Origin of the sequence: Profundicola chukchiensis (genome assembly GCF_029664245.1) — a bacterium.
Taxonomy (GTDB): Bacteria; Bacteroidota; Bacteroidia; order Flavobacteriales; family Weeksellaceae; genus Profundicola; species Profundicola chukchiensis.
The window spans coordinates 151398-173251 of the sequence record NZ_JANAIE010000005.1; the positions used below are offsets into that span (position 1 = coordinate 151398).

Annotated in this window: 22 protein-coding genes; 7 read left to right on the plus strand and 15 right to left on the minus strand. The window is 33.9% G+C overall.

Features of this window, described 5'->3' with window-relative positions; translation table 11 throughout:
- The first annotated feature begins 185 nt into the window (after window positions 1-185).
- Together NLM59_RS08395 and NLM59_RS08400 are read left to right on the plus strand one after the other, a co-directional pair.
- Window positions 186-1547: a DEAD/DEAH box helicase gene (locus NLM59_RS08395; protein WP_304417324.1), complete on the plus strand. Its 1362-nt coding sequence runs from the start codon at window positions 186-188 to the stop codon at window positions 1545-1547.
- The gene (locus NLM59_RS08400) at window positions 1531-2844 is read left to right on the plus strand and encodes a DEAD/DEAH box helicase (protein WP_304417325.1); all 1314 of its coding nucleotides are present in this window, start codon (window positions 1531-1533) and stop codon (window positions 2842-2844) included. Before NLM59_RS08395 ends, NLM59_RS08400 begins: the two co-directional genes overlap by 17 nt.
- A gap of 54 nt (window positions 2845-2898) precedes the next feature.
- Here the strand turns inward: NLM59_RS08400 and NLM59_RS08405 are convergent, their stop codons facing one another.
- From NLM59_RS08405 to NLM59_RS08425, 5 genes are all read right to left on the minus strand, one after another.
- The gene (locus tag NLM59_RS08405) at window positions 2899-4275 is read right to left on the minus strand and encodes an McrC family protein (RefSeq protein WP_304417326.1); all 1377 of its coding nucleotides are present in this window, start codon (window positions 4273-4275) and stop codon (window positions 2899-2901) included.
- Window positions 4268-7045 (minus strand): AAA family ATPase, encoded by a 2778-nt coding sequence (locus tag NLM59_RS08410; RefSeq protein ID WP_304417327.1) that lies wholly within the window; start codon window positions 7043-7045, stop codon window positions 4268-4270. The genes NLM59_RS08405 and NLM59_RS08410 overlap by 8 nt, the downstream gene beginning before the upstream one ends.
- 201 nt (window positions 7046-7246) lie before the next feature.
- Complete coding sequence (gene trhA, locus NLM59_RS08415; RefSeq protein ID WP_304417328.1) at window positions 7247-7876, minus strand: PAQR family membrane homeostasis protein TrhA; 630 nt, start codon at window positions 7874-7876, stop codon at window positions 7247-7249.
- 30 nt (window positions 7877-7906) lie between these two features.
- Window positions 7907-8578, minus strand: a complete 672-nt coding sequence (locus NLM59_RS08420) for an RluA family pseudouridine synthase (protein WP_304417329.1) — start codon at window positions 8576-8578, stop codon at window positions 7907-7909.
- A 42-nt stretch (window positions 8579-8620) separates the two neighbouring features.
- Complete coding sequence (locus NLM59_RS08425) at window positions 8621-9226, minus strand: hypothetical protein (RefSeq protein ID WP_304417330.1); 606 nt, start codon at window positions 9224-9226, stop codon at window positions 8621-8623.
- 236 nt (window positions 9227-9462) lie between these two features.
- Here NLM59_RS08425 and NLM59_RS08430 point away from each other — a divergent pair, with 236 nt between their 5' ends.
- On the plus strand, window positions 9463-10398 hold the full coding sequence (locus NLM59_RS08430; RefSeq protein ID WP_304417331.1) for a mechanosensitive ion channel family protein: 936 nt from the start codon (window positions 9463-9465) through the stop codon (window positions 10396-10398).
- A 1-nt stretch (window position 10399) separates the two neighbouring features.
- Here the strand turns inward: NLM59_RS08430 and NLM59_RS08435 are convergent, their stop codons facing one another.
- Window positions 10400-10702: a DUF3784 domain-containing protein gene (locus NLM59_RS08435; protein WP_304417332.1), complete on the minus strand. Its 303-nt coding sequence runs from the start codon at window positions 10700-10702 to the stop codon at window positions 10400-10402.
- Window positions 10703-10711: 9 nt separating this feature from the next.
- Window positions 10712-11578, minus strand: coding sequence for an aldo/keto reductase (locus tag NLM59_RS08440; protein ID WP_304417333.1), 867 nt, complete (start codon window positions 11576-11578; stop codon window positions 10712-10714).
- A gap of 152 nt (window positions 11579-11730) precedes the next feature.
- Between NLM59_RS08440 and NLM59_RS08445 the strand changes: the two genes are divergently transcribed.
- The 3 genes from NLM59_RS08445 to NLM59_RS08455 all read left to right on the plus strand — a co-directional run bounded on the left by NLM59_RS08445 (window position 11731) and on the right by NLM59_RS08455 (window position 14373).
- Window positions 11731-12720, plus strand: a complete 990-nt coding sequence (locus NLM59_RS08445) for an isoaspartyl peptidase/L-asparaginase family protein (RefSeq protein WP_304417334.1) — start codon at window positions 11731-11733, stop codon at window positions 12718-12720.
- A gap of 227 nt (window positions 12721-12947) precedes the next feature.
- Entirely contained in the window at window positions 12948-13370 is a 423-nt protein-coding gene (locus tag NLM59_RS08450; RefSeq protein WP_369426784.1) for a single-stranded DNA-binding protein, read from the plus strand.
- A 580-nt stretch (window positions 13371-13950) separates the two neighbouring features.
- Window positions 13951-14373, plus strand: a complete 423-nt coding sequence (locus NLM59_RS08455; RefSeq protein ID WP_369426786.1) for a single-stranded DNA-binding protein — start codon at window positions 13951-13953, stop codon at window positions 14371-14373.
- Window positions 14374-14468: 95 nt separating this feature from the next.
- On the opposite strand, the gene NLM59_RS08460 is transcribed toward NLM59_RS08455, so the two are convergent.
- Together NLM59_RS08460 and NLM59_RS08465 are read right to left on the minus strand one after the other, a co-directional pair.
- On the minus strand, window positions 14469-14906 hold the full coding sequence (locus tag NLM59_RS08460; RefSeq protein WP_304417335.1) for a GNAT family N-acetyltransferase: 438 nt from the start codon (window positions 14904-14906) through the stop codon (window positions 14469-14471).
- A complete protein-coding gene (locus NLM59_RS08465; RefSeq protein WP_304417336.1) occupies window positions 14903-15400 on the minus strand; it encodes a DUF1648 domain-containing protein in 498 nt (165 codons plus the stop codon). The genes NLM59_RS08460 and NLM59_RS08465 overlap by 4 nt, the downstream gene beginning before the upstream one ends.
- 133 nt (window positions 15401-15533) lie before the next feature.
- Between NLM59_RS08465 and NLM59_RS08470 the strand changes: the two genes are divergently transcribed.
- Window positions 15534-16403 carry a DMT family transporter gene (locus NLM59_RS08470; RefSeq protein WP_304417337.1) on the plus strand — a complete coding sequence of 290 codons (870 nt, stop codon included), beginning with the start codon at window positions 15534-15536 and terminating at the stop codon, window positions 16401-16403.
- 1 nt (window position 16404) lies between these two features.
- Here the strand turns inward: NLM59_RS08470 and NLM59_RS08475 are convergent, their stop codons facing one another.
- From NLM59_RS08475 to NLM59_RS08500, 6 genes are all read right to left on the minus strand, one after another.
- The gene (locus tag NLM59_RS08475) at window positions 16405-17460 is read right to left on the minus strand and encodes an endonuclease/exonuclease/phosphatase family protein (RefSeq protein WP_304417338.1); all 1056 of its coding nucleotides are present in this window, start codon (window positions 17458-17460) and stop codon (window positions 16405-16407) included.
- A gap of 176 nt (window positions 17461-17636) precedes the next feature.
- Window positions 17637-17942, minus strand: a complete 306-nt coding sequence (locus NLM59_RS08480) for a hypothetical protein (RefSeq protein ID WP_304417339.1) — start codon at window positions 17940-17942, stop codon at window positions 17637-17639.
- 11 nt (window positions 17943-17953) lie between these two features.
- Complete coding sequence (gene cydB / locus NLM59_RS08485; RefSeq protein ID WP_304417340.1) at window positions 17954-19027, minus strand: cytochrome d ubiquinol oxidase subunit II; 1074 nt, start codon at window positions 19025-19027, stop codon at window positions 17954-17956.
- A gap of 2 nt (window positions 19028-19029) precedes the next feature.
- Window positions 19030-20361, minus strand: coding sequence for a cytochrome ubiquinol oxidase subunit I (locus NLM59_RS08490; protein WP_304417341.1), 1332 nt, complete (start codon window positions 20359-20361; stop codon window positions 19030-19032).
- A gap of 68 nt (window positions 20362-20429) precedes the next feature.
- Window positions 20430-21239 carry an SDR family oxidoreductase gene (locus NLM59_RS08495; protein WP_304417342.1) on the minus strand — a complete coding sequence of 270 codons (810 nt, stop codon included), beginning with the start codon at window positions 21237-21239 and terminating at the stop codon, window positions 20430-20432.
- A gap of 140 nt (window positions 21240-21379) precedes the next feature.
- Window positions 21380-21841, minus strand: a complete 462-nt coding sequence (locus tag NLM59_RS08500) for a YehS family protein (protein ID WP_304417343.1) — start codon at window positions 21839-21841, stop codon at window positions 21380-21382.
- Window positions 21842-21854: the final 13 nt, after the last annotated feature.

Genomic DNA, 21854 nt, shown 5'->3' on the forward strand with positions numbered 1-21854 from the left:
GGGGGTGAATATTTTGATTCGTATGAAGTTGCAAAGGTATTTAAAAAGGAATTAACCTTAGTAAAATCAAATTTTAACTGCTTAAAAATTGAAATTAAAACACTTAAATTCAACTAATTTAATGAATCGTAAGCAGATATGAGTCTAAACCACAAAACAGTTTCTATCTTTGCAGAAAATATTTTATGTCGCAAACCTTATCCGATATCGGATTTAATCCACAGATTCAGCAAGCTTTACAAGATCTCAACTTCTCTGTAGCCACAGATATTCAGCAACAGATTATCCCTTTGATTTTAAATCAAAACGAAGATTTAGTAGCCCTAGCTAAAACTGGAACGGGTAAGACAGCCGCTTTTGGCTTGCCTTTATTACAACAAGTACATGTTGAGAACGACCAAGTTCAAACATTGATTTTAGCACCAACCCGTGAGTTGGCACAACAGATTTTCGTGAATTTAACTTCATTTGCTAAGCACTCACCAGAAATTCAATTGGTGTTGCTTTCTGGAGGTAGTTCACTTAAATCACAAATTGAATCTTTAAAAACTCCTAGTCATATTGTGGTGGCAACGCCAGGTAGAGTTTTAGATTTAATCGAAAAACAAGCATTAGATGTTTCAGGCTTGAAAAACCTTGTGTTGGACGAAGCCGATGAGATGTTCCAAGCTTTGAAAGAGGATTTAATGCCGATTTTAAAAGCCTTGCCTAAGAAACGTCGTACTTTATTATTCAGTGCTACCATGCCAGGGGGATTGAAGGATATTGTACATAATTATATGTCTAAAGATGTGATTTCTGTAGCTTCAGAAATGGAGAATCTTGGTCATGACGATATCGAGCATCAGTTTATGGTGGTGGATCCGATTGAGAAATTAGATGTTTTATTATATTTCTTAAATTCACAAAAAGGCGGACGTGGAATTATATTTTGTAAGACCAAAGCTGCAGTAAATAAATTAGCTAAGAATTTAGCGATTCGTAAGATTTCTTCGGGGGCGCTACATGGTAGTTTAACGCAGGGAATTCGTGATAGAATCATGGAGCAATTCAGAAATGGATATATTGATATTTTGGTTGCTACAGACTTAGTTGCGAGAGGAATCGATGTCAAAGAATTAGCTTATGTGGTCAATTATCATTTGCCAGATACGTATGACGCTTATACTCACCGTAGTGGTAGAACGGGTAGAGCAGGAGAGAAAGGTCTTTCGATGACGATTCTACAGAAAGAAGAAGTGGAGCAGATAAAAGACTTTGAGCAAGTTCTTGAAATTAAATTTAAGAAAGTAGCCAAGGCAGATGCACAAGAAATAGAAAAGAATAATGCAATAGTTTGGGCAAGAAAATTGTTCAAAACTAAACCCAATCGTCAAATTCCAGAAGATGTAAGAGAAGAAGTGAAAACGATTTTTCATCATCTAACAAAGGAAGAGTTAATGGATAAAGTCCTGACGAATTATTGGGCTCAGAATGTAAAAGAAACAGAGAAACCTGAAAAAATTAATACAAAGAAAAAAAGAAAACCAAATGGCCAATTTCGTTAAAACGCAACAAGAAATACTAGAAAAATTAAATATTGAGGCGTTAAACAGCATGCAAGAAAACGCCATTGCAGTCATTGAAAAAACAGAAAATACCATCGTTCTGTCTCCCACCGGAACAGGTAAAACTTTAGCTTTCTTACTTCCTTTGTTAAATGCAATCGAGGAGGAAAAAGAAGGTATTCAGGCTTTGATTGTAGTGCCGTCGCGTGAGTTAGCGATTCAGATCGAACAAGTTTTTAGACAAATGGGTTCTGGGCTTAAGGTGAACGCCGTATATGGTGGTCGCGCCAAGTCTAAGGATAAAATTGAATTAAAACATGAGCCTACGGTTTTGATTGGTACGCCAGGACGTATTCTGGATCACTTTACCGATAATCGCATTGATACATCGGCGATTAACTTTTTGGTTTTAGATGAGTACGATAAAATCTTGGAAGTTGGTTTCGAGGATGAATTGAGCAGAATTTTTACGCACTTACCGAAATTAAAGAAGAAGATTCTTACATCGGCGACAGAAAGTGTTGAAGTTCCTGCGTTTGTTAACTTTAGCAGACCAACGATTTTAAATTATCTGAAGGATAAATTAAACGAAAACTTACAATTGGTGGCGGTGGAAACTGAACCATCAGAAAAGTTGGAAAGAGTGTTAGATTTATTGACTCATGTTGGAAATCAGAATGGAATTTTGTTCTGTAATTTAAAAGCAAGTGTGGATACGGTAAGCAAATTTTTAGAATCCAATAAAATCGAGCACGTTTGTTTTTACGGTGGAATGGAGCAAAAAGATCGCGAGCGTTCTTTGATTAAATTCAGAAATGGAAGTAGTCAATTGTTAGTCGCTACCGACTTGGCAGCGCGTGGTTTAGATATACCAGAGTTGGATTTTATTATTCACTATGAGTTGCCTTATTCTTATGAAGAGTTTACGCACAGAAACGGACGTACAGCGCGTGTTTCTGAGAAGGGAACGGCTTATATTTTAAAACATACTGGAAGAAAATTACCTGATTTTATCTCAGATGCCGACCCTATTGAAGAATTGAAAGTTGCGGGTGTAGCTAGACCTTTCTTTAAGACCTTATTTATTTCTGGCGGTCGTCAGGATAAGATTTCTAAAGGAGACATAGCCGGAGTATTCATGAAGAAAGGTGGCTTGAGTAAAGAAGAGTTAGGATTAATCGAGTTGAAGCAAGATTGTGCGTTTGTGGCCGTTCCACGTAAAAAAGCTAATCAGCTTATCAATAAATTAAACAATACTTATTTCAAGAAACGAAAAGTAAGAGTTTACGAGTTGTAAGCCATTCGCTCATTAAAAATATATAACACCAGAATGAATAATTCTGGTGTTTTTTTATTCTTTTTCTAAAAACTCTGTAGGAAAGCAAGCGGTAATTTTGTCGATGAGTTGAAGTTTAGTGGCTTCAAATAAGTCATTTAAACTTATATTTTCATGAAGATTCTCTTTCATGAGTGCACGATTGATGATGGGTAATTGATAAGCCTTAATGAAGAAAGCTTTGTTATCCGCCCATTTATCTTCAATAATGAATTCTGTCTGCTGCTCTTGATCTTGGCTGATGGTATTTGGGTAGAAAAGAATGATTTTATCCACTTTGAATCGAATGGCATAAGAGAGCATTTGGTAGATATCGCTTTGAGAAATACCCTTTTTAGGATCTTTATCATCGGAATAGACAATTTTGTATTTGGTGTCTGCAATCAAAGAATTATTATCTTTTTCTAACCATAAATCTGGTAAAAGCTTGAAGTTTTTCTCCACATCTAAATGTGTATCACCACGTTGAGATTTAGCCTTGATACTATCTATTTCTTTTTCAATAAACCCAAAAATAAAATCCTCGAAAACATATTCCATCGGAAGTAAAAACGCAAAGAGTTTGAGTTCGTTTTTATAATCAAAAGAAACACAATTGGTTAAGAATAAATGGCAATAATCTCTCACGGTTTCAAACTCACCAAACATAGGATTAAAACTGATTTTAGCACATTGTTCGGCAGTTGCTCTTTCGTCTGATACTTCGTCTAAAATGAATAGAATTTCTCTTAAATTTTTCTTGTTATCCGGACTTTCTGTAACCTTAAACAACAGGTTGGTAACATACTTCACGATTCTATTGAATTCGTTATCCAATACAAAAGCATCGTAGGTGCAATTTAGTTTATGCCACCTTCCTTTGCTTAAATTTTGGTTGATATATTCTTGGGTGTTTAATCTGCCTTTTATAAAAGAAAGTTCTCGGTTGACTTCTTCGTATTGTTGATAAATAGAAGAGTTGAGCAGTTCACGTGTGTATTTGGAGAAAAGATAAATTAAAACTTCAAAAAAATCACTTTTAGCACTTCCCAACGAAGTCTGGTAATTGGGAAATTTAATTTTTCGGCAATAACTTAACCACCAAAGCACATGATTTTGCATTTGATTGATAGCCGTACTAGTGGTTTCTTGATTTATATCATAGAAAATCTTAGGTAAGAGATTGATTTTCTTGCCTTCATAGTGAATGATTCCAACATATTTATTGGATTTTAGTTCATTGGATTTATGAATGAATTGTAGAAAACGTTGAGATTCAATTTTGTCATTTTCCTGTTCAGAAAAATAAGAATATCTCTCGCGCTTATTCCAAATTTCATCTAGAAAAGCCTCTAAACCATCAAATGAATTATCGACGCTAACTTTATTCTGATATTCAAACAGATTAATCATTGACTTTACTCAATTTTAATGGCCAAAGCTTTGTATCTATATGGTATTCAGTGTTGCTAAGAGCCGAGTTTAAAATCTGAGCAACCGCTTTAAAGTCATTCATAAAATATTCAAGCATAAGAGGAATCACTTTTAGGTTCATGCGTTTTTCTAAATCATAAGGATCTTCATTGGAATCCATAAAATAGGAATGTCCAATTTGGAAATCGTGACCTTTTTCTTTAATAATTAAATCATTAATAGATCTTAAGATTTCTTCATCTTTTACTTCAACACCATCTTCATTGTACTTAGGATACATAGGAATAAACTCAAATCTTCTTCTTAGCGCGATATCTAAAAGTGCGATCGATTTATCAGCTGTATTCATAGTTCCGATAATGTAGAGGTTTGAAGGAACCATAAAAGTATCGCCCGATGGTAGAGTAGCCGAAAGAGGAATACTACCTTCTGAACGTTTATCTGGTTCAATGAGTGTAATCAGCTCACCAAAGACTCTAGAAATATTCGCTCGGTTGATTTCGTCGATAATGATGACGTAGTTTTTTCTACTAACCTTCTCTGTCTTAACATGAGTTTGAGGAAGCAAGGACTTAATTAGTTCATAAGCCTTAATGAAATACGTGGCATGTTGTTTAGCTAAGCCAGAAATATTTTTGATATGTTTTATTTGTTTTCTTTCGGTAACACCTTCTTCAAAGAACCTTATGAGATCGGAGTATTTCATCCTGAATCCATCGAAACCTTTATCATTTAAAGTCCAATTATCTGCAGAATATCTAAAGGCATCATCTTCCACTGCTGTGAAATAGGCTGTTTCATTTAGTTTAACTGGGGTTCTGGTAGCTTCAGACTCAATTACTTTATCTTTTAATAACTCAAGCGCATCTTCAAAGGCTTTATGTTTTTCAATTTCGATTGCTGGTTTATTGCTTTCATCTAAATTTTTTAAAGCTAGGTCGGCTATGCGTTTAAATACACCATCTTTCTTTTCAAAAGTTAGTCGTTTATCATCTTCGGTATCAGGTCTTAATCCTTGAATAAAATCTTCGTAACTATAGTTTTGATGAAAAGTTACAAATTCGATTCTTTTATGAAGATTGGCATTAAATATTTCAAGCGCTTCATCATATGAAGTTATTTCTCTGTTTTCGATGATGCTGGCTGCTTTCAGAATAGTGGTATAGGTTTTACCGGTTCCTGGAGGTCCGTATAAAATTGAATTTAATGGAAAATTCATTTTATGGAGTTGGGGTTGTTTTTGATTTTCCATAGCAAATACAAAATTTTCGAAATCTTGATTATTATATTTCAGGAATCCTGATTTTTTAGTTTTTAGTAATCCTTCTTCACTAGCAGTTAAAACATTATTCCATTCATCGTCATTCGGTGAGAATTCATCTAAATAAGTATAGAAAGGTTGTGGTGCTGTTCCATCAAAAGGAAAACTGTTGTCTCTCAGTTTTTCCTTTGTCATTACAAAATATAATCCTTTGGAGTTTTTTGGTGAAAGATTAAAACAATATCGTTGTCCAACAATAAAATTTAAGCTTTCATTTTGTATACTAAATACAACTCTTTGGTCATTCGGTTGTATTTCTAATTCAGATAATAAAAGTCGTAGATATTTTATGTAATTATTGAAAATAGTTGGCTCAATTTGATTCTTAATTTTATCGAAAGAATTGGTGCCTTTATTAGAAATTAAATTCAATATTTCTTCATACTGCTCTTCCGTTGCTGAAAAATTAGTTCCTTGAAGTCCTACTTTTAAATCTGTTAATTCTTCAATGTTTTCTGTTTCATCTTTTGAAATAGGGTTTTCTACGAGGTTATGAGTTATTTTTATACCAGCTTTTAATTCATTTCTATCCTCCTCTTTCCAAAGATGATCGTCAGTAGTGGTGCTTTTTAAGGAAGCTTCAGATGTTACTTCTGCTAAGGCATAGATACCTGGTTTATTTCCAGTAATCCAAAGAATAACTTTATCTCCTGCTTTGATTTTATCTTTATGTGCGCTTACGGTCCAATCTGTTAGAATCTCATCTTTTAAAGCTTTTTCTATATCAAAAATTCTAGGGTTTCCTTGGAACACCCAGTAGTTTGTTTTTTTCTGATTGTTATTCCACTCCCAAGATTTAAAAGAAATTTCATGAAATGGAGTGTCTGTTATGCTTCTTACTTTTTCTAGGATGGTTTTGTATTCCGTATAATTTGAAAAGTTTGGATCTATGTCCAAAACTACTTTTAGATAAGATTTAACTGGGCCATTTATAGGCAAGTTATTCTTAGGGTTGATGTAAAACAAGGCTTCGGTTAGTTTAGTCTTGCCAACTCCTTTAATGTCCCATATATCTTGAAACTCTTCATTGGTTACTTTACCATCAAGTTCTTTATAGAATAAATCCCAAAGTCTTTGAACCTCATCATTACGATGGTATTTATAAGGAAATAATCTAACTTTTTGTGGCTGTGCGGAAGGAATTCCTTTTTCTCCTAATGGGTAACTTAAATCTAATTCCTTAGCAATCTTTTGTAGAATCTTAAGTCGTTTTTTAGTGCCATATTTATAGATATAACAGAAAAATGTAAATGGGTCGATTTCACTTAATTCTATATCATTTACGCCCTTTATGGATTGATCATTAAAGGGACTCACACCAACGGACTTTAATAATTCAATTAATTCCTTTTGTGAGTTTTCTTTTGTTTTTAAGTATTCGGTAAGTTCTATGTGTGTTTGAATCCAAGAAAAGTCTTCTTCTAACATAAATATGTCAAGTTAGGGTTGATAAAAATTGAATATTAAAGATAAGAAAATAAAGTTGAGCCAAATAGAGAAAGGTGAAACCTTTAAAACTAAATTTATTAGCCTAAGTTATTTAAAACCTAGGCATCGCTATGCAATAAGATGGTGTAATTAAATTCAAAGACTGAAATTAATTAAAAGTTTAAATTTTAAACTCTTACATCATAGCACATAATTATAAATAGAATAAAAGTGAGAGAAGCTGCCGATTAATACAAACACGTGGAATATCGCGTGATTATAGGGAATGCTCTTAATGCTGTATAATATAGCACCGATCGTGTAGGATAAACCTCCTGCAACGAGCCAATATAAACCTAAACTTGGTAAACTATCCATTAAAGGTTTGGCAGCAAAAACTATGACCCAGCCCATTCCTAGATACATTATCGTGGAAAGGCGTTCATATTTTCCGGTATAGAATAACTTGAAAATTACCCCCAAAATGGCAATACTCCATACAACACCGAAGATTAACCAACCTGTCTCACCTTTTAATGTGACGAGGCAATAGGGCGTGTAAGTTCCAGCGATGAGTAGGAAAATTGCAGCATGATCAAATATTTTGAGTCTAATCCTGCTCACGGGATTGGTAGCGCTGTGATATAAGGTTGAAGCTGAGTAAAGTAAGATTAAGCTTATACCAAAGAATAAAGAGCTAATTATGCTTAAACTCTCATTGGCTTGAAAGCTTTTAATCAGCATTAAAACTAAAGCAATGATGCTCAAAACCACTCCAAAACCATGGGTTAGGACGTTCAATCTCTCTTCTCGAGCTGAATATTCACTCATTTAAAATATTAGATTTGGTGTCTTGCTAAATTAATCTATTTCAAAATGCTTCCAAAAGGCATTATCGGGTAGAGGAGCCACAAATGTTTCGAATTCTGAACTTCCTAGGATGGGAACTTTTAATTTCCAAGCATGTAGACAAATCGAAAGTGGTTGATAAGTCTGCTGTGATCCATATTTTTCATCTCCTAAAATAGGTAATAAAATATGCGACAATTGAGCTCTAATCTGATGAAATCGACCAGTTTTTGGTTTAATTTCTAATAAATAACCTTTTTCGTTTTGGTCTAATAAACGATAAGATAATGAGCAGTTTAAACTGTTTTTAGTAGAGTTTTCAATAATCTCAGCACGCTTTTCTTTTTGATTCTTAACCAAGAAATTCTTTAGAATTCCTGAATCATGTGGTGGTTTATTTTTAACAATCGCCAAATAAGTTTTTTGAACTTTTCGTTGACTTAAAAGCTCATTGTACTTAACCAAAATGCTTTTCTTTTTTGCCAGCATCAATACACCGCTGGTCACCCGATCTAGTCGATGAATTATACCGAGATAAGGATGGGGTTTTGACGTAGAAAGATGATTTAAAACTTGATTTTCTACGGTTTCATCTTCGTACGGACTTTTCTCGCTTATCAGCCCAGCTTGTTTATTGACAACGATATAATCCTTGTTTTCGAAGATAATTTGTAGATGCGGCATAGGCTATTGTGAGCGACAAAGGTAGTTCTAAAAATTTAGCAATTACTCTAAAACTTCTAAAGTATTAATGATGTTACACATTCTGTATTCTAAAATACGTGCATCAAAAAGTTCATTTAAATAAACATTGACTTTAACTTTTTTACCTACTAAATCTTTGTAGTTATTTACCATATCAAACTCAGAATCAATATAGAGTAGCCAATAAAGCTTTTCGATTCTATTGTTTTCATTTCTCACATCGAACACAATAAATTGTCCTTCGTGCACTTTTTCAATCGTTCCAACTAAATTAAAAGTCTCCTCGTAAGTCTCTGCTTCTTCAACCATTTTACCAATAGCTAATAAAGTTTCAGGACAGAAATTAATTAAACGAACCCCAATGATTTCTCCCAATTTTTCGCCTTCAGGACCATTAAGATTGGATGCATCTACTCCATAATCCCTTTTAAGTTCAGTATGATAATTTTTAGTAGCTTGAATGACGCACATACCTAATTCCATTTTAAAGAGTTCGGTATTGTCATTGTGTTTACCAGAAATACACTCACAAACCTCTTCGGCTATTTTGTCCATGTAATCTTGTTGGGCTTGAACAAAAATGAAAGAGAAAAATAAAGCGAGCGTGAAAAATACTTTTTTAATCATAATTATAGAGTTTAATTTTGCATTAGATAGAGGTTGAAACCAGTTTTAAATGGTTTAACTTATACTTTTTAAGAATAAATATGTCTTATTAATTTAGGTTAGAACAAATATATTGATTCAAGATTTTTATAAAGGCTGTATTAAAGCTAAATTTGAGTTTTATATTAAGTTCTAACAACCACATGATTTAGGGTAGAAAGCTTTAGTTTCACGTTTAAATAAAGTATAGATCGAAAATGGAGGATGCAAATAACAAGCGGTGGATTATAATTTACTCGATTACGGCAATCGTGCTGTTGGTGATAAATTATATTTTAGACCTTCCCGTGTTTGATCATTGGGAGCATTTTGAGTCTTTAGAAAGGTTTATTCCGTTTGTGAAGAACTTAATGATTGCGCTGTTCTTTATTTCTCTCATATTTTTAATTGGAAAAGTTGTAACGCGCATTGTCAATAAACAGAACTATTTAGAAGGAGATAAATATAATTTAAATCGCATCGTTCGGTTTTTATCGATTGTATTTAGTTTAATTATTGCGGCTTCATTTATGTTCCAAAACCTTTTAGCTGCAGCGGTTTCCTTCGGTTTGATTACCTTGGTTTTGGGTTTTGCTTTGCAGCAACCTATTACTTCCTTCATTGCTTGGGTTTATTTAATTTTTAGAAGATCGTATTTGGTTGGCGATAGAATTCAAATCAAGAATTTTAGAGGAGATGTGGTTGAAATCGGCTATTTAGACACGTCTATTTTAGAGTGTAATGGTGATTATTTGGGCAATGACCGGTCAAGTGGAAGGGTAGTGCGTTTCCCAAATAGTTTAATTTTAAGAGAGGAAATTATCAACTACTCTGGACCTCAAACACCTTTTATTTGGAATGAAACCGCATTGCAGGTGGCTTTTACCAGCGATATGGAATTTATTGAAAAAACATTGTTAGAAGCTGCCATTGAGGATTTTAAAAAACGCTATCCAAAATATGTAAGTAGTCCACGTTGGGAGCCTGCTGTTTATTTTAGGGTAAATGAACGCGCTTGGATGGAAGCCGTGATTTCTTATCCTGTAATGCCTAGAGATACAACGATTCGTAGAAATGCTATTTTAAAATTAGCTTTAAATAAATTAAATGCTGCAGCTTCTAAAGTTCAATTTCCGGAAGGTAGTTTACGCTAGATTATTTCTTAAAACTTGCATAGTTAATTCCAATATAGATGAACATGGAAGCTGTTGCTATAAGATGAATCCAAATATCATCAACGTTTAATACAATAGAAAGAATAATAGCAAGAACGTACAGAAAACACGCATTGCCCATCACATTTCCGACTTGCTGTATGTTATATTTATCGCTATAATCATTTTTCACAGGGTGGTAATCATTTAATCCAGCAATCAACTGATGCATTTTTTTGTATTTGATTAAATAGCCTAAAAGCCCAATAAAGAAAGCAATCAAAAGATGAATAATGATTTCCATAGTTGAATTTTATGGTACTTTATGTCCTTGGCTAGCAACCAAAAGACTGAACCAATCTTCTAGTTCTAAATCAATTTTCAAGGCTTTATTGGCATTTAAGATTCTCTCTTTATTGGTCGTTCCAATCACAGGCGAAACTTGAGAAGGATGTTTTAAAATCCAACTTAATAAAATTCCATCTTCAGAAATATCATATTTCTCAGCCAAATCTTTTAAAAGTGGTTTTATACGTTGAGTTGCTTCATTATCTTGTTTAAAAACACTTCCAAGCGGACTCCAACTCATCGGTTGAATATCTTTCAGCATCATTTGATCAAGACTTCCGTTGTGCATCGCCGAATGTTGCGTTAAGGAAAACTCGATTTGATTTACTTCAACCTTTATCTGACTCGAAATTAACTCTACTTGAGAAGTTGTGAAATTAGAAACACCAAATTGCTTGATTTTACCACTTTCTTTTAAACTCGCAATGGCTTCTGCAATTTCCTCTGGATGCATTAATGGGCTGGGTCTGTGCAGTAAAAAAGTATCTAAATAATCGGTTTTTAGATTTCTTAAAGATTCTTCAGCACTCCAAATAATGTAATCTTTAGAATAGTCATAATGCTTAATTTTATTGTCGCGTGAATTTCCAACATATTGAATTCCACATTTAGAAATCAATTGGATTTTTTCGCGCTCGATTCCACTTTCTTTTAAAGCTTTTCCAAATTGACTTTCGGTGGTGTAATCACCATAAATATCAGCATGATCAAAAGTATTATTGCCATTTTCGGTGCAAAATTGAATTAAATCTGCTTGTTCTTTTGTAGATAATTGTTTGCCCCAATTTCCCCAAGACATACATCCGATAATGATTTTTGATTGCTGTGCCATTTTATGATTTTAAATTAATTCCGAGTTTATAAAAGCCAAGTTAATTAATCTTAGTTAAAATTTCAGTTTTGAAATTTAGAAATGAAGAATTTGATAGGGATTTAAAATTTAGAATGTTATAAATTGAGGCATTCAATCAATGATTTAAAAATATGCGAACTATAATTTTTTCAGTTTTAATGTTGCTGTCGACTTGGCTCATAGGTCAAGAAAAATATGTTTTGGTAATTCATGGTGGCGCGGGAAGTATTAGTAAAGAAAACATAAGTCCTGCAGAAGCTATAGCTTATAAAGCGAAGTTAGAAGAAGCTTTAAAGGCGGGTTATGCTGAAATACAACAAGGAAAAACAAGTTTAGAAGCGGTGACTGCGGCTATTATGGTGATGGAGAATTCTCCTTTATTTAATGCCGGAAAAGGAGCTGTTTTCACGCATGATGGTAGAAATGAGTTAGATGCTTCCATTATGTATGGTAAAACTGAAAATGCAGGAGCAGTAGCTGGGGTTACCAATGTCAAAAATCCAATTTTGGCGGCAAGAGCTGTTATGGATCATTCGCCACATGTGATGTTGAGTCGAAAAGGAGCTGAGAAATTTGCTTTTGAACAAGGCTTAGAAATTGTGAGTCCGGTTTATTTCTGGACTGAAGACAGGTTTAAATCTTTGCAAAATATCTTAGAAAAAGAAGAAAAGAAAGATTTATCTGCCATTGACAAAGAATATCCAGATTGGAAATTTGGGACAGTAGGAGCAGTTGCATTGGATAAAGAAGGGAATATAGCCGCCGGAACTTCTACGGGCGGTATGACCAATAAGAAATGGGCTAGGATAGGAGATTCGCCGATCATTGGTGCGGGAACTTACGCAAACAAAGAAGTGGGCGTTTCTAGTACAGGTTGGGGAGAGTTTTATATCCGAAGTGTAGCAGCTTATGATGTTGCAGCAAGAATGATGTATGCCAATCAATCAGTAGATGAAAGTGTAGCTGCGGTTCTAGCGCATATTGCTGAATTAGGTGGAAACGGAGGAATGATTGCCTTAGATAAAAATGGAAATGTTGCTATGGATTTTAATACTTCAGGAATGTTTAGGGGAACTGTAACACATGATGGTAAAATAGAGGTAAAACTCTATGCTAAGTGATTTAATTGGGTATAAATAGGTAAATAATTCAATTTCAAGTTAATTTGTAATCACATGATATTTAGATGGATATTTATTTTTAATCATTTACAAACGACTATAAGCGAGAGTAAATACTTTATAGTCGACTTTGCTAATTGACAGTTCTGATATTTGCGGTAGAAAGTTTAAGTTAAAATATACTTTCACACTTTGTAACTAATTGTTTAACCAAAAATTTAGAAATCATGAGTATCAAGAACAAAGTACAGTTAGTAGGTCACGTAGGACAAAATCCAGAAATCAAAGAATTTGGAGATTCTGGTAAATTAGCAAGATTCAGTCTTGCCACGAACGAAGGCTACAGAAACAAGGAAGGTCAATGGGTAGAACAAACCAGCTGGCATAACCTTATAGGATGGAGGTTTGTTGCCGAACGAATTGAGAAATATGTTCAAAAAGGAGCCTATGTAATGATTGAAGGTAAATTAGTCAATCGCGACTATACCGACAAGGATAATGTAAAACGTTATATCACAGAAGTAGAAGTTGAAAACTTTTTGATCTTGGATAAGAAAAGCGCTGATAGCGCTGGATCTTATCAATCCAATGGAACATCATCGGAAAATGTAATTAAAGCTTCAGAAGAAGACGAGAATTTTCCATTCTAGGATTCTAATTTTAATATGGATTGAAACTTCCTTTTCAATTATGAAAAGGAAGTTTTTTTATTGAATAAATTCATTTAGAATGAAGCTGGAACCTTATTTTATAGTTTGTAATCAGTTCTATAATGAGGTATGAATAGAATTTTTAACTTGGTTGGCTCTCGGTTAATTGTAGAGAGGTTAGCTTTTATTTTTGACTAACTAACAGCATTCTAAAAATAATATAATTAGCGTAGAAGCTGATATGAAGGTTCAATTATAACATGGCAACTTTTTATCTCATTTGAGTTAGATAAGTGATCTTTTTTATTGCCTAGAAATGTTTGATAGATTGGAAATCAAAACTTTAAATTAGGAGGAATATGAAAATTTCAATTAATATTTGCTTTAATTAAATTTTGTGTATATTATTATAAATCAGTTTATTAAAAGTTTTCAAGCGTTTGCAAACGACTATAAACGAGAGTAAATGTTTTAATGTCGACTTAGGTAAATAGAGGTTCTGATATTTGCAGTAGAAAGTTCAACTCAAAATAAACTTTCACACTTTGTAACTAATTGTTTAACCAAAAATTTAGAAATCATGAGTATCAGAAACAAAGTACAGTTAGTAGGTCACGTAGGTCAAACACCAGACATCAAGAATTTCGGAGATTCTGGTAAATTAGCAAGATTCAGTCTTGCCACGAACGAAAGCTACAGAAGTAAAAATGGTGAGTGGATAGAAAACACCATTTGGCACAATCTCATAGGATGGAGGTTTGTTGCAGAAAGAATTGAGAAACAAGTTCAAAAGGGAACTTATGTAATGGTTGAGGGTAGATTAGTCAATCGCGACTATACCGACAAGGATAATGTTAAGCGTTATATCACGGAAGTTGAGGTTAGATCTTTTATGGTGTTAGACAAGAAAAGCTCCAATGGGAGTAAGGATACAGTCCAGCGGGTGAATAATACGCGTGACTTCTATAAAGCTCCGGTGGATGATGACGGTTTGCCTTTCTAAGGGTTTGAGATTTGATTAAACCAAAAGCTGTACTTTAATCTGTTAGATTAAAGTGCAGCTTTTATTTTGATATGATAAAATAGAGGTGGATTCAATTAAATACTTCTTGTCATCAAGTAAAGATGAAAGTCCTTTTCCCAATAATCAAATTGAATTTCCTTGAGTTTAAATCCCATCTTTTCATAAAATTTATAAGTCAATTGAGTTGTTCTAACTCTAATGGAGTGTAAATCTTTTTTGGATTGAATATGTTCCAATCTGTGCTGCATAAGCTGACTACCGATTCCTTTTTTGTGATGAAGAGGATGAATGAAATCCCATGAAATAATAGCTGTATGGTTGTCATACTCGTAGTTAATTCCTCCTGCACCCAAAATTTCATTATTGTTCTCAAAAACAAAGTAATCCTCAATTTCATTTTCGAGATAATGGACTAAATCCATTTCTTCTTTAGGATGAAAATACATTGGAACGTTCAACTTGAAAAGCTGAATAATTTTATTCTGATCCTTTGTATTGTATCTTCTAATCACTTGATTTTACTAGCTTGTATTAAGTATATAATAATGGGAACGAAAGTTAAAAGAAAAGTTCCAGGCAAAAACCAAACTCCAAAAATGTTTTTATGGTGTAACGCAACATAAATTGTTTCGAAAGTAATGGCGAAAAAGAGAATATTGATAAATAATTTTAAATATCTCATCAGGCGTGTCGACAGTTGATAATGTGCTTCGGCATTCTCTTCGGTGATTTCACCAAGATAATTAAATAAATGAGGGAATTTGTTTAATACAGTTTGACCTATAAATAATAGGGTGGCAACTATCGGAAGCCAAATAATTGTAGATTTTGGGCCTGTGCCATCTACGTTTCCTGCTCCATTGAAGTGAGTTGGAATTATGGATGGTAAGTCTTTATAGTTTACAAATACCCAGAACCAAATCGCAATTAAAGTTAGCCAACCAACAACTTCTAAAATGTAGTCGGTAGTGGTTAATTTTAAATTGAGTCTTGGTCGTGAATTCATAATTCAAAGTGGATGATGAATTTGATTAAATTTTAATAATCCTTTCTAAGAGATTCAAAATTAAATATACAAAAAGAATCAAATTTCGAGGTTTTATTTTGGCTTTAAGTCTTAATTTTGCAGGTTAAATTTTATGGCCATGACAAAACCAAGAATTGCACTAGCTATTGGTATTATTTGTATATCAATATTTCCAATTTTGGTGAAATTAAATCTATCTCCAGGCTTGGTTTCGGCCTTTTATCGAGTAGCCATTGCAGCAGCTCTATTAATTCCATATGTCTTAATCACAAAGCAATTTAAGTGGCCTTCTAAAAATTTATTATTACTATCTATTTTGTGTGGTCTAATATTCGGACTCGACATTGGAGTTTGGAATATTGCTATTCAAGGTTCGACTGCAACACAAGCCACTTTGTTGACTAATTTATCACCTGTTTGGGTTGGAATAGGTTCATTTTTATTTTTAAAAGATAAACCCAAAATCAACTTTTGGATAGGTACTGTATTCGCTTTGTTGGGGATGGTTTTACTCGTCGGTTCTGAGATTTTCCTAGAGCTCGATTTTAATTTAGCTTTTATTTTCGCCATGCTCTCTGGTGTTCTATATGCGATTTATATGTTGTTGAGTAAGCGTGTGTTAAGTGAGGTAGAAGTGATGAGTTTTATGTCCATAACCATGCTTTCATCTACGATAGCTTTAGGGATTTTGAGTTTAGCATTTAATGAGCCTTTTACAGGTTTTTCACAAATGGGTTGGTTGTCATTGTTGGTGCAAGGTGTTGTGTGTCAGTTAACAGCGTGGCTGCTTATTAGTTATGCAACACAGCATATTCGCGCCACCAGAGTGTCGATTAGTTTATTAGGACAAGCGGTGCTTGCTTCCTTTCTAGCATGGTGGTTTTTGGATGAACAGGTAACGCTTCAAATGGCTTTAGGTGGAATTATCCTTCTCCTTGGAATCCGACTTACCTTTTACGAAAAACCAATAATTAAGAGATAGTTTATTCCTCTTCTTTAGCTGCTTCTTCGCCTTCATCAATAAGTTCTTCAACTTCCTCTTTCTCTTCTTTCTCCATTCTTTTATCTGAATGATCTACAGAAGAAGTAACAGAAAAAGTTGAGAAAATAGGTAAGTGATCCGAACCAATATCTGGAAGGATTTTGATGCTATTCACAACGATTTCTTTAGATGAATAAAGTAAATCAATAGGAAACCTAAAAATACTCGGTCTTACCGGAAAGGTTCCTAGAATTCCTTTACCAATTCTTGCGTCATTAAGATTAGAAATTTCAGCAAATAACTTTGAACTTCTGGACCAGCAAACCGAATTGAAATCACCTGCAACCAAAGAAGGTTCCTCTTGTTTTACAATCAATTTTGCTAATTGCATTAACTCTCCATCCTTTTGACGCGAGCTTGGTTTTTCAGTAGGACTTGGTGGTGGTGGATGGAATCCCCAAAATACAAATCTATGATTTTTACTGTCCTCTAAATGAGCTTCAATGGCAGGTCTATCATCAACTAAAAATTGATGTTCTTTGATTTTATTTACTTTTAATTTAGTGTAAAGATGCATTCCATAGCGATTCTCATAAGGTGCTTTTAGAAAGTTTGGCAGTTGATCTTCTATGGCTTCTAAAGCTTTTTCCCAAGCTTTGTTGGTCTCCATCGTTAATAAAATATCCGGCTGATATTCGCGAACTAAATCAATTAATTTTTGATAATCGGTGTTGCTTTGAAGAACATTTACACTTAATAAAGTTACTTCGTGTTGAGGTTTTTCTCCAGATTTACGGAAATAATGTGTCGGTAAAAATGGAAGAATAATATAAGCTTGATAAAGAATAGAAATTCCTAAAAGAACTTGCCCGATGAGTATTTCATTAGTGAATTCATCGAAATAAAAGAAACTAGCAATTAATATAATCAGCATCAGAAACAAAACCTGAATCCTAACATAATCGAATATGCGTGCCGACCAATGAGTGATGGTTGTCGAAGGCAAAAAACTCATTAGAAATAGTAAAACTGCTAAAACAATAAAAGTGATCGTCATTGAATTTCTAATTATTCTGAGACTAAATATAAGCAACTAATGTCATCTAGTGCAAAATTAAGATGATTTAAATGTTAAACTAACTGAAATACAGTTCGTTCATTTAAGTTGTTAAGCTTTTTAAATTATAAAATTTAAACAAAGATTTCTTTTTAGTTAAAACAAATCAATAAGACTCATTTTTTGCGAGCTTCAATTTTATTCTTAATCAAGGAAATTAAGATCAAAAATAATCCACCACCTATGAAAGAAACAATGAAATTAATCAAGAGTAGGATATAATCTACAGTGCCAGATTCCATAATCATTTTAGGTGAAAAACCGAGTCTTCCAAATGATTTAATGAATAAAATACTTCCAAATACACCAAGGATGGTATTTCCGGTTAAGCCCAACGAATACTTTTTCAGAATTAATCCTGTGAAATTCGATCCTAGAATTCCCATTAAAATACCAGCTAATGAAATGAATGAAGCAATCAATTTAATCTTTTTTAATGTCCATAATCCATTTCGTCAATTTTACCACCCAATAATCTTTTTTGAACAATCGCATAAATGAAAACTAGGATAAAAGCTAGTATTGCCCAATAAACTGCTACCGACAAGCCATAAGCAGGAGCTGCTGTATTGTAAATAGTTAAAGGTCCATTTAAATCATTCGTGGAAGGTAATACAGCTGGGAAAATAGAGGCTAGGGTAGAGGTAATTCCTCCAACAATCAACAGTGTTGAAAATACAAAAGGATAAAGGTCGCTTTTTGATTTTTTTCTAAAGAATAATCCAATCAAACCTGTAATGTAAATCACTGGAAAAACAATCAGATAAGGACGATCTATGAAATTCTCAAAGATATTAGGATTTACAAATTGCCAAATGAAAAGCGAAAAAATTGTTAGACCAAGCAATGCAATATTTAATCTAAAAACAACTCTTTTCAGTTTTTCGTTGATGCTCGAATTGGTTTTAAGAATAATCCAATTGGCACCATGAATTGATAAAGTAACAACAGAAATAATACCAATGATAATTGTAAACCAATCAATTACGCCTGGGGTTTCACTTAATGGACTAAAACTGCTGTTCCACAAAGGCAAGAAAAAGAAATGAGCCTCATGTAAGGCTTCACCATCTTGTGTTTCTCCTAAATTTACGCCACGAACTACATTCCCGAGAGCAATCCCGAAGAATAATGCTAGAAGTAAACTCGATACGCCAAAGGATTTATCCCAAATGGCTTTCCACATTTGAAATGGAAACTGACTTCTAAATTCTAATCCAATGGCTCTGAAAATAATTAGCCATAAAACAATGATTAATGGAAGATAAAAACCACTAAATACTGAAGCATAAAAAGTTGGGAAAGCCATAAATAACAATCCTCCCGCAGCCACTAGCCAAACCTCATTAGAATCCCAAAACAAGCCGGCTGCTTTGGCAACTACTTCTTTATCTTTTTCCTCTTTTGCATGAAATAAATGTATAATCCCTGTTCCGAAATCATAGCCATCTAAAACGAAAAATATGGTGAGAACAGCTACTACAATGATATACCAAAAAATCTCCATAGTTAATGATTTTGAGTTTTAGGTCCTGCGTAAATAGTTTTACCAACCAATAATAAAAACAATAAGCCAAGTAGCATATACAAGCCTACAAAGCCTAATAATGTAAACAAAGTATTACCCGCAGATACGGTTGGTGAAATCCCGTCACTTGTACGTAATAAGCCATACACCAACCAAGGTTGTCTTCCTAGCTCTGCCGTGTACCAACCTGTGATATTAGCGATATAAGGAAATGGAACCAAAAACATAATTGTCCACAAAAGAGGTTTCATTTTATAGAGTTTATCTTTCCATAAAAAGAAGGCCGCCAAGACCATTACGCCAATAAAGATTGTGCCCAATCCCACCATGATATGATAGGCATAATAGAGCGCCGGAATATTATCTGGCAACACATCCTCTTCAAATTGATCCATTCCCGGAATTTGCTGGTTCCAGTCTTGATAGGTCAAAAAGCTTAATACATTAGGTACAGCGATTTTATTATCTAATTTCTTTTCCACCATGTCGGGCTGTCCAATCAAGACAATCTCAGCACCAGCTTCTTCGGTTTCGAAAATCCCTTCCATAGCCGCAAATGCAGCAGGTTGATATTTTGCAACGTTTTTAGCGTTCCAATCTCCCGTGGGGAAGGCTACCAGAATACTAGAAATTAGTCCGAATATAACTCCAGTTTTTAAGAATAGTTTTCCATGTTCAACATGCTTGTTTCTAAGGATGTACAAAGCTCCGATACTCGCTACCACAAAAGCAGAAGTCACCACAGAGGCAAATTGATTGTGCAGGAAAGCTGGTAATAACCAAGGATTCGTGAATAATTCTGAGAAATTATTTAAGACAAATTTTCCATTATCTAAAATTTCATATCCGACCGGATGTTGCATCCACGCATTGGTAGCGAGAATAAACCAACCACTCAGCCAGGAGCCTAAAAAGACCAAAAATCCTGTGAGTAAATGAAGCCGTTGGCCCATTAATTTTTCGCCAAAAATGAATAGTGCTAAAAAGGAAGATTCAAGTACAAACGAAAACATGCCTTCCATGGCGAGCGTTTGACCGATAATGCTTCCCGTGAGCTCGGAGAATTTGGCCCAATTCGTTCCAAATTGAAACTCCATAGGGATTCCGGTTACGACACCCATCGTAAAATTAATGGCAAAAATCTTCATGAAGAACTTTGCTGCATCGTTGTACTTCTCTAAGTTGGTTCGTAAATAATTCCACTTAAAATAAACTACCATCAGAGACAATCCCATGGTGAGTTGTGGAAAAATATAGTGAAAGGTAATAGTGAATGCGAATTGCAGTCTATCGTAGAAAATTAGATCTTCCATATATAGTAATATACTTTTGACAAAGGTCTAAAACAGGCCGATGCTCAAAGAATTATTATTCTTAAAGTTTACATTTTTTTGATGTTGTGAATCACTCCGCCATCTACCAAAACATCTGTTCCGGTTATAAAACTAGCCTGGTTACTAGCTAAGAATTTAATGATTCCTACAACATCTTCTGGTTTTCCATTTCGCTGGAGTGGTGTTGCTTTTTTAATCATTTCCATTCTCTCTGGATGTTCTTCAGCGGCTTTTAGCGCCATTTCTGTTTCAATTACACCTGGAGAAACCGTAACAATTCTTGCTTTTTTCTGTCCCCATTTTCCAACATGCTTAACAGACAATAATTGAACTCCTCTTTTGGCATAGTCATACATTAAATTGGAGTTGCCTTCTGTGAATTTACTTACAATATCAAAAGAATCATCATTTTGTGGATTTCTTAATGCATCATCATATTCAGGATTAGGCTCAACACTATGTGCCATCATAGATGAAAGTAAAATCGCTACAGAACCTTCCTGTGCAATTTCATAGAATGCATCAACTAAATACTCTGTAGCAATAAGGTCGATGGTGAAAATCTTTTTTAAATCTTTAACCGTACCGCTAACACCCGCTGTATGAATAAGAGCTTTGAACGAACCGCTTTTATTTACAAACTCAATTAGTTTGGCTATATCATCTTGGTTGGTGATATCACAAGCAATTCCCGAAACCTTATAACCTTCATCTTTTAGATTTTCTACAGCCTCATCTACCATTTCTTGTGAATAATCGGTGATGATAAGGTGGTTGTCTTTAAAGGCTTTTGCACATGCAGTTCCTATTCCTCCAGCTCCTCCTGTGATTACAATTAAATCTTTTTGACTTTTCATATGCTACTAAATTTATCTATAAAGTTAGCAATATAAAATGTCTTATATATGATTTATGCTACTTAAAACCAATGTTAACTCTAAGATTAAATGAGCAAAGAGTTTTATTGAGTTTAATTTCAATTAAGCGATAGTTTTACCTAATTAGGTTTATGTTTAAGTTGCAATGCTGTGAAAAAGTTTCTCAAATATTGATCTAATAAAGGACGATAAGACTTATGATTTGAATTTCGGAAAAATGCGCTTAATTCATGGTTGCTTAATTTTCGATCTACTGAATCAAAAAGCTCTAAAATATCATCTGATTGCAAGTTTAAAGCGATTTTCATCTTCTTTAAAATCATATTATTACTCAACGGATCTTCTGGTTCTGGTGTTGGACCTTCTCGTCTTCCACGATTTTCTATGATTAAACCATTTAAAAATATAGCTAATTCCCTATCTGTTAACTCAACATACATAGGGTCATCGTCTTTTTTCAACCAATCGCTAACCGTGGATCTATCGACCTCGTATTCAGCTAAATTGAAAAGCTCAATCATTTTTGTATCGCTAAAATCGTATATGTAGCGGATTTTCCTAAGTATTTCGTTGTTTGTCATGAGCTATAATTTA